Genomic DNA, 12,689 nt, shown 5'->3' with positions numbered 1-12,689 from the left:
GGACTTACAGGGAGCGCTGGATCGTCTCTACGCGATAACACTCGATGACATCGCCTGCGCGCATGTCGTGGTAGTTCTCGAAGGCCATGCCGCATTCCTGACCGGACTGGACTTCCTTCACTTCGTCCTTGAAGCGCTTCAGCGTCGACAGCTTGCCTTCGTGCACGACGACGTTGTCGCGGATCAGGCGCACATTGGCGCCGCGTTCCACGGTGCCGTCGGTGACGCGGCAGCCGGCAACCTTGCCGACCTTGGAGATGTTGAAGATCTCCAGGATCGAGGCATTGCCCAGCATGGTTTCGCGCAAGGTCGGCGCGAGCAGGCCGCTCATGGCCTTCTTCACGTCGTCCACGAGATCGTAGATGATGTTGTAGTAGCGGATCTCGATGCCGTTGCGCTTGGCGGCCGCAGCCGCCTCCTTGTTGGCACGAACCGAGAAGCCGATGATCGCGGCATTAAAACCTTCCGCGAGCGTCACGTCCGATTCCGAGATGCCGCCGACACCGGCATGCAGGATACGCGCGGCGACCTCGTCGGTGCCGAGTTTCTCCAGCGAGCCGAGGATCGCTTCCAGCGAGCCCTGCACGTCGGCCTTGATGATCAGCGGGAATTCCTTGCGGCCCGCCGTCTTCAACTGCGACATCATCTGCTCGAGCGAGCCGCGCATGCCGGAGATCGAGGCCGCCGCGTTCTCGCGCTTCTGGTGCGCGCGGTAGCTCGTGACCTGGCGGGCGCGGGCTTCGTTCTCGACGACGGCCAGACGATCGCCGGCTTCCGGCGGACCGTTGAAGCCGAGCACCTCGACCGGCACCGAGGGACCGGCTTCCTGAACCGTCTCGCCCTGATCCGAGATCAGCGCGCGGACGCGGCCCATCTCGGCGCCGGCGACGATGATGTCGCCGACACGGAGCGTGCCGCGCTGGACCAGCACGGTCGCGACCGGACCGCGGCCGCGATCGAGCTTGGCTTCGATCACGGTGCCTTCGGCCGGACGCTCCGAATTGGTCTTCAGGTCGAGGATTTCGGCCTGCAGCGCGATCATCTCGAGCAGCTTGTCGAGGTTGGTCTTGTTCTTGGCGGACACTTCGACGTCGACGACGTCGCCGCCGAAGGATTCCACCTGCACCTCGTGCTGGAGCAGCTCGGTGCGCACGCGCTCGGGCTTGGCATCGGGCTTGTCGATCTTGTTGATGGCAACAATGATCGGCACCCGTGCCGCCTTGGCGTGGTTGATGGCTTCGATCGTCTGCGGCATCACGCCGTCATCGGCCGCGACCACCAGAACGACGATGTCGGTGACCTTGGCGCCGCGGGCGCGCATCGCGGTGAACGCGGCGTGGCCGGGCGTGTCGATGAAGGTGATCGTCTTGCCGCTCTCGGGCGACACCACCTGATAGGCGCCGATATGCTGGGTGATGCCGCCGGCTTCACCGGAGACAACATTGGCATGACGGAGCGCGTCGAGCAGCGAGGTCTTGCCGTGGTCGACGTGGCCCATCACGGTCACGACAGGCGAACGCGTCTCGATGTCGGTGGAATCGTCGACCTGGTCGAACAGACCCTCTTCGACGTCCGACGCCGCGACGCGCTTGACAGTGTGGCCGAGCTCTTCGGCGATCAGCTGTGCGGTGTCGGCGTCGATCACGTCGGTGATCTTGTGCATCGCGCCCTGCTTCATCAGCATGCGGATGACGTCGACGGCGCGCTCGGCCATGCGGTTGGCGAGTTCCTGGATGGTGATCGCTTCAGGAATGATCACCTCGCGGATGAGCTTTTCCTTCGGCTCATTCGCGGCATGGCCCTTCAGGCGCTGGGTGCGGCGGCGGAACGAGGCGATCGAGCGCTCGCGGACCTCGTCGGCATTGAGCGCGGTCACAACCGTCAGGCGGCCGCGCTCCTTCTGCGGGCCGGGCTTGTGGGTAGGCTTGGGGGCTACCACAGGCCGTGCGGCGCCGCCGGGGCCGCGACGGATCTGGCGCGGACCATCGTCCTCGTCCGGTCCGGCTGCGACGGCGGGCGCGCGGCCCACCGGGCCACCAGCCGGCCTCGCGGTCGTTGTTCCGGGCCGCGCCGTCGTTGTTCCGGGGCGTGCGGTCGTGGAGGTTCCCGGCCGCGCCGCGGGCGCTCCGGGCCTCGGCGCAGCGGCGGCCGGGGCCGCCGTCGCAGGGCGCGCGGCCGATGCCGGCTGCTCGCCTTCGCCAAAACGCTTCTTGGCCTCGGTCTCGGCCTTGCGCTTGGCTTCGTCCTCGTGACGGTGGCGCTCTTCCTCGGCCTTGCGGCGAGACTCGGCGGCTTCGCGCTCGGCGCGTTCGGCAGCCTCGCGGACGGCGCGGCGCTGGGCCTCGTCCTCGGCCACGCGGCGCTCTTCGACTTCGCGCACCTTGGCATCGGCCAGAGCGCTGGCGCGGGCAGAACGTTCGTCCTCGGTCAGCGTGCGCAGCACAACGCCGGAGCCGGCGTTGCGCGGCGGTGCCGGGCGTGATGGGGCAGGGGCAGGCGCGGCCGGTGCCGGCTTGGCAACAACCGTGGGAGCCTGCGGCTCAGGGCTGCCGTCGATGCGGCGCTTGCCGCGCTTCTCGACCACGACCTGCTTGCTGCGGCCATGGCTGAAGCTCTGGCGAACAGTGCCCGTTTCGACGCGCGGCTTGAGCGATAGCGTCTTGCTCGGAACGCTCAGCTTCTTGTCGTCAGGGGTCTTGGTATCAACCATTCAGCAGTCCTAATCCTGATTTATCAGTGTTGTGCGTTGCCGCACCGTCCTATCGGGTCGTCGTTGTCTCTCAGAAATCCTGGCCGGGTTTTTCGGCAGTCTTGTCAGCGTCCGCCATCCGGTATCGGACCAGCATCTGGCTACGTGACAGGAATGACTTGCTCGCCGGGCCCGCGAGCAGGGCAGCATGTATCACATTTGACCGGGTAAGTGCCAAATCCAATTCTATCGATTTCAGGGCCGTAACGACGGGAATCTGCGGCTTGGTACCGCGATTTCCGGCATTTTGACGTGCCAGCATGTCCAATTTGCGGATTCCGTCCGCGGCCCCGTCGCTGGCGTGGATCAGGACCTCGACCGTGCCTTCCCGCAGGGCGCTTTCGACCTTGCCGAAACCGGCAACGATCTGGCCCGCCTTGGCGGCAATCCCAAGGGCTTCGGTCACGCTCCGAACCAGGAGCGCCTCGATGTCAGCGGGAAGCGTCTGGGGAATGCGCAGATCGCGCTTGAAGCCTTTGGTAAATTGGTGACGGCGGACGGCTTCCGCAACCACCTGTCGCGATGCCGTGACCCACATGCCCCGTCCAGGCAGCTTGCGTTTGAGATCGGGAACTATGTCGCCCCGGGGCGATACGACGAAGCGGATCAGCTCGTCGATCGGCCGGACCTCGCGGCTGACAGCGCACATACGCATGGTCGCGGACCTTTCGGTCCGCGGTCCATGGTCGAGTTCGTTGTCAGTGCTGGCAAGCATCCGGGCGACATCCTCCTTCGCCCTTAAGCCGGCTGATCTTCGGTCGCGTCAGCCTCTTCGGTCGGCTTGGCGAGGTCAGCCTCGGTGATCCAGCCGGCCTTGACGCGGGCCTGCATGATCATGGCTTCCGCGTCGTCGCGGGAGACGCCGAGGCCCTCGAGCGCGCCGGCGAATTTGGTCTGCTCGCCGCCTTCCTTGCGCTCGGTCCAGCCGACCAGATCGTCGGTGGCGCAGCCGGCGAGGTCTTCGACCGACTTGATGTCGTTCTCGCCGAACTTCACCAGCATCTTCGAGGTGACGCCGGGCACGTCCTTCACCGCGTCCTCGACGCCGAGTTCCTTGCGCCGGGCCTCGATCTCGGCTTCCTGCTGATCGAGATATTCGCGGGCACGGTTCTGGAGCTCCTGCGCGGTCTCCTCGTCAAAACCCTCGATGCCGGCGAGTTCCTTGAGATCCACCATCGCGAGCTCCTCGACCGAGGTGAAGCCTTCGGACGCCAGCAGCTGACCGACGACTTCATCGACATTGAGCGATTCCATGAAGACGCGGGTGGAGTTCTCGAAGTCGGCCTGGCGGCGTTCCGATTCCTCCTGCTCGGTCAGGATGTCGATGTCCCAACCGGTGAGCTGAGAGGCGAGGCGAACGTTCTGGCCGCGGCGGCCGATCGCCAGCGAAAGCTGGTTGTTGGTGTCAGGCACCACGACCTCGATGCGCTCGCGGTCTTCGTCGATCACGACCTTGGAGACTTCAGCCGGCGCCAGCGCGTTGACCACGAAGGTCGCGATGTCGGGCGACCAGGGAATGATGTCGATCTTCTCGCCCTGCAATTCGTTCACCACGGCTTGCACGCGCGAGCCGCGCATACCGACGCAGGCGCCGACCGGATCAACCGAGGAATCGCGGGAAATCACGCCGATTTTCGCACGCGAGCCCGGATCGCGGGCCACCGCCTTGATCTCGACGATGCCGTCATAGATTTCCGGCACTTCCTGCGCGAACAGTTTTGCCATGAACTGCGGATGGGTGCGGGAGAGGAAGATCTGCGGACCGCGGGTCTCGCGGCGGACGTCGAAGATGTAGGCGCGGACGCGATCGCCATTGCGGAACACTTCGCGCGGCAGCATCTCGTCGCGGCGGATGATGGCTTCACCGCGGCCGAGATCGACGATCACGCTGCCATATTCGACGCGCTTGACGACGCCGTTGACGATGTCGCCGATGCGGTCCTTGAATTCCTGATATTGCCGGTCGCGCTCGGCCTCGCGCACCTTCTGCACGATCACCTGCTTGGCCGACTGCGCGGCGATGCGGCCGTATTCGAGCGGCGGCAGGGTGTCTGCGATGGTGTCGCCGACCTGGGCGCCGGGATTGGCGCGCTGCGCGTCGACCAGCGAGATCTGATTGGAGTGGTTCTCGACCTTGTCGACCACCAGCATGTGGCGCGACAGCCGCAGCTCGCCCTTCTTCGGGTCGATCTCGGCGTGAACGTCAGTCTCGCTGCCGTAACGGGCCCGTGCCGCCTTGGCGATGGCATCTTCCATCGCCGCGATGACGATGCCGCGGTCGATCGATTTCTCGCGGGCGACGGCGTCGGCGATCTGGAGCAATTCAAGTCGATTGGCGCTGACTGCCATGGCTAGTCTCCTTCGTCAGGCTCGATCTCGCCGCGTCGCGCGCGTTCGGCGGCAAGGCGATGTTTCTTGGTATTGGTCGGTGCCGGCTTCTTTTTTTGCGGCTTGGTGTTCTTGGTGGTTTTCGCGCTGATCTCGGCGTGCGGCGCCTGCGGCGGCTCGATGCCGAGATCGCGGCGCATCTGGCGCTCCTCGGCCTTGCCGCGGCGCATGGATTCCGCGATCAGCTCATCGGTCAGCACCAGTCGTGCCTCGCCGATATCTTCCATCGTCAGAAGAACGTCGGCAGCTTCGCCAGCCTTAGTGTCATCGCGGTGCAGATGAACGCGGTCACCTTCGACGGCACCGAGCATGCCGCGGAACCGCTTGCGCCCTTCATGGGCGACGGCCATGTCGATCTTGACGAGATGACCCGTATACCGCTCGAAATCGGACCGCCGCACCAGCGGCCGGTCGATCCCGGGTGAGGAGATTTCCAGCCGATAGGCGCGATCAATGGGGTCGGCGACGTCGAGCACGGGCGACAGCGCCCGCGAGATCGCCTCGCAATCTTCAAGCTGCATCGAGCCGTCCGGCCGTTCGGCCATGATCTGCACGGTGCAGCCGGCTTCGCCAGAGATGCGGATCCGCACCAGGCGGTAACCCATACCCTCGAGCACCGGAGCTGCGACCGCAGACACCCGCGCCGCCGCGCCCGGCTCGACCACGAGCCTCGGTTCGGCCAGCAATTCGGCATCGGTGGAACCAGTGTTCGGTTCGGTCATATCAGGGTCAAGGCGCTCGATAGTCTCGATGGTTAAGGCTTGGTTAAAACGTCAAAGCCCGCTTCGGAACTTTCCCGACAGTGGGTCGGGCCGCATCTTCCGCCAAGCCGCGTTCAGGTAATAAAAAAGAGCGGGTCCTTTCGGGCCCACTCTCACTACGCGGATCGTATGAGAAGATGAATTGACGCTGATATAGCGCTTTCCGCCCGCCCGGACAAGGCCCATCGCAGGCGGATGCGGGGTTTTTGCGCCCCGGCTGGCGCCCCCAGAGCAACGCTTCCTTCACGAAGCAGCCCTAAATTTCAAGATTGTGGGGCGGCTTGAGCCTATGGCGCGCCCACGGCGTGCCAGATTTCGAGTTGCGTTTCATGAACGTTGCCACGTCGCTTATTCCAGGATTGGACGATATCGTCAGACGCGGCGATCCGAAGCGTCGTGGCGAGATCGCGAGCGCCATTGCCGCGCTGTTCTTTCAGGACGCCTCAAAGCTTCGTCCCGAACTTATCGATCTCTTCGACAATCTCCTGATCGATCTCGTCCCGCATGCGGAGCTTGCCTCGCGCGTCGATCTCGCCGAGCGCTTCTCGCGGCTGGACAATGCACCGCCGCATCTGGTGGGCCAGCTCGCCCGCGAAAACGAAATCCTGGTGGCGGGCCCGGTGCTGCGTCGCTCGCCGGTGCTCGACGAAGCCGCGCTCGTCGAGATCGCCCGGCTGAAGGGCCAGGGCCATCTGCTGGCGATGACGGAACGGCCGACCTTGTCGACTGAAATCACCGACGTGCTGGTCGAGCGCGGCGATCGTGACGTGGTGCGTCGTGCCGCCGGCAATGCCGGTGCGATCTTCTCAGCCGGTGGCTATTCGGAGCTGATCAAGCGCGCGAGCCAGGATGGCATGCTGACGCTCAAGATCGGCCAGCGCGAGGACCTCTCCGGCGAGCACCTCAAAGAACTCTTGGACGGCACGCTCGATGTCATTCGCCGTCGCCTCTCCAGCGTCGTCAATCCGGTGCGTCAGGTCGAGATCAAGCGCGCCATGGCTTCGATCGAGGAAGCCGCGCTGCCGCCTGGCCCGCGGCGCGATTTCTCGGCCGCGCAACGCACGGTGCTTGGCCTGCATCACGGCGGCCATCTCGGCGAGAGCGCGCTGCTCGGTTTTGCCAAGGCGCATAAATACGAGGAATCGGTCGCCACGCTCTCGGCGATGGCCGGCGTCAGGCTGACGATCCTCGACCGCCTGATCGCGGGCGACCGCTACGATCCGATTCTGATCCTGGGACGGTTGCTGAACCTGGGCTGGCCCACGGTGCGTGCGCTGATCCTTACGTGGTATGGCCCGAATCGCACACCGGCCGACGCCGATCTTGAGCAGGCGCGTGTGAACTTCACGCGCCTGATGCCGACGACCGCCGAGCGCGTCGTGAATTTCTGGCGCAACCGGCAGACGATCTAGAGCATGATCCGGAAAAGTGTGTAGCGGTTTTCCGGAAAGATCATGCTCAAAGAAATCTAGAGTCTGCGAAATCGCAAGTACGCTGCCTTGCGTCCCTCGCGCGCGGCTTTTCGTCCATAGCGCGTCATGGTGTAGCCGGCCCACGGCTGACGAAAATCATCGGCGCATTCTGCAAGCCACTGAAAATCCGGCGATCGCGAAAGATGCGACAGCGTCCAGGCGCAGTAATCGTCGATATCGCAGACGAAGCGGAATTCGCCGCCTGGCTTCAGCACGCGCGCCATCGCGGCGATCGTCCTGTCCTGAACGAAGCGTCGCTTCCAGTGCCGCCGTTTCGGCCAGGGGTCGGGATGGATCAGGTCGATCCGTGACAGCGAGGCGTCCGGCAGCCAAGCCAGCAGTTCGGCGGCATCGCCGGCGAACAGGCGGATGTTGGCGATGTTGGCGGCCTCGATCTGTGCGAGGACCTTGGCCATGCCGTTGACATAGGGCTCGCAGCCGATGAAGCCGGTCGTCGAGAAGTTTTGCGCCTCCGCCGCGAGATGCTCGCCGCCGCCGAAGCCGATCTCGAGCCGCACGTCATCGGCCGCGGGATCGAAGATCTCTGCGGCGTTCGCCGGCCTCTCCGTGGTGATGTCGAGCGAAAGATGCGGCAGCAGATGATCGACCAGCTCGGCCTGGTGCTGCCTGAGCTTGTGGCCCTTGCGCCGTCCGAAGAAGGCGCGCTCGCCGTCCGCGCGATCGGGATCTGTTTTGCGTTCGCTCATCGCAGCGTCTGGTACAGGCGATAGAGCAGCCGCGCGCGCGGCTCGAGCGAGGAGACGTAGAGCTGCTCATAGTGAGTGTGCGCGCCTTTGCCGTCGACGCCGAGCCCGTCGAGCGTGCCGGTATGCGGCGCGGTGAAATTGCCGTCCGAGCCGCCACCGGTATGGGTATCGATCAGCTCGAAACCGATCTCCGCGGCAATCGTCTTTGCATGTTCGTACAGCGAGGCGCCCGCATTGCCCTTCTCATAGGGCGGACGGTTGAGCTCGCCGGTGACGGTGACGGTCACGCCGTCGGTCTTTGACGTCAGTCCGAGGATCTTGCCGACGAACTCTTCCGCATCGTTGATACCAGGCACGCGCAGATCGACTTCGGCATAGGCCTCTTCCGGCGTGACGTTGGGGCGCGTGCCGCCGCGCACCACGCCGACATTGACGGTGACGCCGCGCTTCAGATCATTCATCCCTTCCAGCGTCTGGATGACGTTGGCGAGCTCGCGCACGGCGCTGCGGCCGTCTTCGGGCCGTGAGCCCGCATGCGCGGGCACGCCCTTGATGAAGATCCGGAAGCGCCCGACGCCCTTGCGCCCGGTGACGATCTTGCCGCCGTCGCGCGCCGGCTCCGTCACCAGCACGTATTTGGCCTTGCGCCCTTCCTTCTCGATGAGAGCGCGCGAGGTCGGGCTGCCGATCTCCTCGTCGGAGGTGAACATGTGGGTGACGCCGAGCGGCGGGCGCTCGGGTGCCGCGCAGAGCTCGCGAAAGGCGTGATAGGCGATGTAGGCACCGCCCTTCATGTCGTAGATGCCGGGACCGAACGCGCTGTCACCTTCGACCTTGAACGGCAGGCGCGCGATGAAGCCCATGGGATGAACGGTATCGAGATGACTGAGCACCAAGATACCGGGCCGGTCCTGGCCCCAGGTCGAACGCACCACGAGATGATCGCCGCAGCCGTCGACACCGGCGACGCGTTCGAGCGTGACGGGCAGATCGCGATAATGGTCGGCAACCATCGAGGTCAGCTTGTTGACCTGCTCGGGCACTTCCGTCGGCGTCTCGATCTCGACCCAGCGGCGGATACCGGCGAGAATAGTTTGGGAATCGAACGAATTGGAGTTCGCCATGAACGTATCTGTGCCTTCGAATCGCATCATCTCGGCGGAGGCAGCGTGTGGCGTCCCCGCAAATGACGACATAGGCCAGATTTGGCGCAGTCTCAAATCGGAATGAAGGCGCGCGTCAGCGCTTGTCCGGGCCTTCGCGGGCGGCGATCTGCTCGACGAGATCGACGATCGAACGACGCAGCTTCGAATCGGTGATTCGGGTGAACGCCTTGGTCAGCGCTAGCCCTTCCGATGTCGCGAGGAAGTCGGAGACATAGGAGGGCGATGCACCTTCCGCGAAGCCGTCCGTCCCCGCTACTCCGCTCGGTCCACCCTCAAACAGGAACGACACCGGCACCTGGAGAATCTCGGCAATCTGCTGGATACGGCTTGCACCGACCCGGTTCGTGCCTTTCTCGTATTTCTGAATCTGCTGGAATGTCAGGCCCAAAGCTTCACCGAGCTTTTCCTGGCTCATGCCCAACATGATGCGGCGCATACGCACGCGACTGCCGACATATTTGTCAACAGGGTTGGGCGCTTTCGACATTTCCTCAGCCCTCCAAACACCACCGTCGGCGCAATAGAAAGTATTGCCTCAGGTGACAGCGACGCCAAAACTTCACCCTGATTGGGGAAACATTGCGGAGAAATTTAGCAATGCACCGCTGTCTTGTGCAGCCGGTGCAGAATGGGGAGCCCGCGTGCAGTCTGTCAACCGTGGGACCGCGGTTGTCAAAAGTTTCCGGCCGCCTCGCTCGAAACCGCTAGCGACTGCGAGATCAGGGGTGCCGTTTGGCAACACGTCGTCGCACCGCCAAAATCACAGCCAGCGCGACGAGCATGGCTGTCGGGATGTCACCGACTCTCGCATAGATGGTGGGCGGGATTGAGGTGGGCAGACCTGCGTCCAAAATGCCTTCGATTCCGAGACCGAGGCTGGCCACAATGCGTCCCACTGGATCGACCACGGCCGAGATGCCGGTATTGGCGGAGCGGACCAGCGGCAGCCCGAGCTCGATGGCGCGCATCCGCGCCTGCTCCAGATGCTGGTACGGACCGGTCGAGATGCCGAACCAGCCGTCATTGGTGAGGTTCACCATCCAGCCCGGGCGCTCGTCACGCGTCCCGACCTCGCCGGGGAAAATCGCCTCGTAGCAGATCGACGGCAGCGCGGGCGGTGCGCCCGGCACCGGCAGCACGTGCCGCACCGTGCCGGCGATGAAGCCGCCGCGGACCCGCGTCAGCTGTTCGAAGCCGAGCTTCTCCATCATGTCCTGGTACGGAAGATATTCGCCGAATGGAACCAGGTGCAGCTTGTCGTAGACCGCGAGCACGCTGCCGTCATGGTCGATCACGTAGATCGAGTTGTAGGCCCGCGTGATCGGCCTGCCAGGCGGCAGATCGGGAGCGCGGACCGATCCGGTGATCAGCACCGTGCCCTTGGGCAGCAGCGCGGCGATCTCGGCCATCGCATCGGCTTCGCGGGTCAGGAAGAACGGAAAGGCGGATTCCGGCCAGATCAGGATGGTGGCATCGCGCACGCCGGTCGATTGCGGTCCGGAGGACCGGTCCGACAGCGCCAGATATTTCTTCATCACCTCCGCCTTGGCGGCGTAGTTGAACTTGGCGTCCTGCTGCAGGTTCGGCTGCATCAAGCGCAGCTTGGTGCCCGCAACCATCGTGGTCGGATGCAGCGACAGGCGGATGGCGCCGAAAATGCCCATGACGACCAGCAGCGCAACGGCCCCGGCCGGCACGCGCCACGCCAGGCTGCGGTCGCGCGTGCGATCGATCAACACCGCGGGACTTGCGAAGATCGCAACGGTGAGGAACGTCATGCCCCACTGGCCGATCAGCGAGGCCGTCTGCGCCAGCTGCAGCGGCTCCGACAGCGCATAGCCGAAAGCGTTCCAGGGAAAGCCGGTGAGCACGTGCCCGCGCAACCATTCGCCAATCGTGAGGCTTGCGGCGAGCGCGAGAATGCGAGTGGCATCCTTGGTCCAGAGCAGGCGGGCCAGCGCGAAACCGATCGCCGTGAAAATCGAAAGATAGGCCGGCAGGCCCAGCACGGCGAACGGCGTCAGCCAGGCGAACGTGTCGGCGTCGACGAAGAAGGCGAAGCCGATCCAGTAGAGGCCGGGGACGAAATAGCCGAGTCCGAACCAGTAGCCGGTCAGCGCCGCGGCGGGGACGCCGCCATATCGGCCGGCCCCGGCGCCGTCGATCAGCCAGACCATCACGGGGAATGTGATGAACAGCACCGGCCAGGCATTGAACGGCGCCAGCGCCAGCACTGACAGTGCGCCGCATGACATCGCAAGAAGCGCGCGCTTCCATCCCCAGGTCAGGATGATGGCAAGCGCGATCTGACGAAGACGCTGAAATGCGCTCACTGCGGGCCGGTTCCGTCGGCAGGCGGCGGGGTCGGCGTGTCGCCGGCCGGTTGGCCACTCTCCGGCGGGGCCTCGCGGCGGCGGCTCTCGCGCTGGGTGCGCGGCGCGGGGCGTTCTTTCCGCGTCGAGATGCGCAGCCGCTTGACGCGGCGCGGATCGGCATCGAGCACCTCGACCTCGTAATGGCCGGGGCCCGAGATCACCTCGCCGCGCACCGGCAGGCGGCCTACGAAGCTGACGAGATAGCCGCCCAGCGTCTCCACCTCCTCGCCGGCCTCGCCGGTGACGAAGTCTTCGCCGATCACGGTGCGGACATCATCGAGGCTGGCGCGGGCATCGGCGATGAAGGCGTTGTCGGGCAGACGCACGATCGACGGCGGCTCATCGCTGTCGTGCTCGTCGTCGATCTCGCCGACGATCTGCTCGACGATGTCCTCGAGCGAAACCAGCCCGTCGCTGCCGCCATATTCGTCGACGACCAGCGCCAGGTGAATGCGCGTGGCCTGCATCTGCGCGAGCAGGTCGATCGCCCGCATCGACGGCGGCACATAGAGCAGCTTGCGGATGATGCGCGCGTCCTGCAGCGGCAGCGCCAGATCGACCGTGCGCAAATCCAGCCCGGCCGGCAGCGGCTTCTTGCGCTTGGTCTTGGTGGCCTCCGACACGCGCGCACGTGCGGTCATGAAGGCGAGCAGGTCGCGGATGTGGACGATGCCGACGGGATCGTCGAGCGTCTCGTTGTAGACGACGAGGCGCGAATGGCCGGCGCTCTCGAAGCGGTCCATCAATTCGCCAAGCGGGATGTCGCGCTTCACCGCGATGATGTCGGCACGATGCACCATGACGTCGGCGATGCGGCGCTCGTGCAGGCCGAGGATGTTGCGCAGCATGGTGCGCTCGACCGCAGAAAAACCGGTGTCGTCGGGCGTCGTCGCATTCAGCACGACCTGGAGATCGTCGCGCACCGAGCCCGCCTTCCAGCCGAACAGGGTACGGATGGCGCGCAGCAGCCAGCCTTCCGCGGTCGGGCGCATGACCTCGCCAGGCGTGACCACGGCCGGCAGATTGGCCGTGTTGCGCGGATTGTCGTGGATAGGTTCTGAATCCGGCATC

10 protein-coding genes are annotated in these 12,689 nt (G+C 65.0%); 1 reads left to right on the top strand and 9 read right to left on the bottom strand.

What is annotated here, in order from left to right:
- Positions 1-4 precede the first annotated feature (4 nt).
- The 4 genes from infB to rimP all read right to left on the bottom strand — a co-directional run bounded on the left by infB (position 5) and on the right by rimP (position 5,859).
- Positions 5-2,710 (bottom strand): translation initiation factor IF-2, encoded by a 2,706-nt coding sequence (gene infB, locus YUA_RS0115585; RefSeq protein ID WP_027531553.1) that lies wholly within the window; start codon positions 2,708-2,710, stop codon positions 5-7.
- A 70-nt stretch (positions 2,711-2,780) separates the two neighbouring features.
- Positions 2,781-3,464, bottom strand: a complete 684-nt coding sequence (locus YUA_RS0115580; protein WP_027531552.1) for an RNA-binding protein — start codon at positions 3,462-3,464, stop codon at positions 2,781-2,783.
- A 23-nt stretch (positions 3,465-3,487) separates the two neighbouring features.
- Complete coding sequence (gene nusA / locus YUA_RS0115575; RefSeq protein WP_027531551.1) at positions 3,488-5,098, bottom strand: transcription termination factor NusA; 1,611 nt, start codon at positions 5,096-5,098, stop codon at positions 3,488-3,490.
- A gap of 2 nt (positions 5,099-5,100) precedes the next feature.
- Positions 5,101-5,859 (bottom strand): ribosome maturation factor RimP, encoded by a 759-nt coding sequence (rimP, locus tag YUA_RS0115570; RefSeq protein ID WP_027531550.1) that lies wholly within the window; start codon positions 5,857-5,859, stop codon positions 5,101-5,103.
- Positions 5,860-6,227: 368 nt separating this feature from the next.
- Between rimP and YUA_RS0115565 the strand changes: the two genes are divergently transcribed.
- The gene (locus tag YUA_RS0115565; RefSeq protein ID WP_027531549.1) at positions 6,228-7,310 is read left to right on the top strand and encodes a DUF2336 domain-containing protein; all 1,083 of its coding nucleotides are present in this window, start codon (positions 6,228-6,230) and stop codon (positions 7,308-7,310) included.
- Between the two features lie 56 nt (positions 7,311-7,366).
- Here the strand turns inward: YUA_RS0115565 and trmB are convergent, their stop codons facing one another.
- The 5 genes from trmB to YUA_RS0115540 form a co-directional block, all read right to left on the bottom strand.
- The gene (gene trmB, locus YUA_RS0115560; RefSeq protein ID WP_027531548.1) at positions 7,367-8,077 is read right to left on the bottom strand and encodes a tRNA (guanosine(46)-N7)-methyltransferase TrmB; all 711 of its coding nucleotides are present in this window, start codon (positions 8,075-8,077) and stop codon (positions 7,367-7,369) included.
- The gene (locus YUA_RS0115555) at positions 8,074-9,231 is read right to left on the bottom strand and encodes a M20 family metallopeptidase (protein WP_027531547.1); all 1,158 of its coding nucleotides are present in this window, start codon (positions 9,229-9,231) and stop codon (positions 8,074-8,076) included. The genes trmB and YUA_RS0115555 overlap by 4 nt, the downstream gene beginning before the upstream one ends.
- An 85-nt stretch (positions 9,232-9,316) precedes the next feature.
- Complete coding sequence (locus YUA_RS0115550) at positions 9,317-9,730, bottom strand: helix-turn-helix domain-containing protein (RefSeq protein ID WP_027531546.1); 414 nt, start codon at positions 9,728-9,730, stop codon at positions 9,317-9,319.
- A gap of 232 nt (positions 9,731-9,962) precedes the next feature.
- Positions 9,963-11,576, bottom strand: a complete 1,614-nt coding sequence (lnt, locus tag YUA_RS0115545; RefSeq protein WP_027531545.1) for an apolipoprotein N-acyltransferase — start codon at positions 11,574-11,576, stop codon at positions 9,963-9,965.
- Positions 11,573-12,688, bottom strand: a complete 1,116-nt coding sequence (locus YUA_RS0115540; RefSeq protein ID WP_027531544.1) for a hemolysin family protein — start codon at positions 12,686-12,688, stop codon at positions 11,573-11,575. Before YUA_RS0115540 ends, lnt begins: the two co-directional genes overlap by 4 nt.
- Position 12,689: the final 1 nt, after the last annotated feature.

The sequence above is a fragment of the Bradyrhizobium sp. WSM3983 genome (assembly GCF_000473045.1).
GTDB lineage: Bacteria > Pseudomonadota > Alphaproteobacteria > Rhizobiales > Xanthobacteraceae > Bradyrhizobium.
This window is presented reverse-complemented; position numbering and strand designations above follow the sequence as displayed.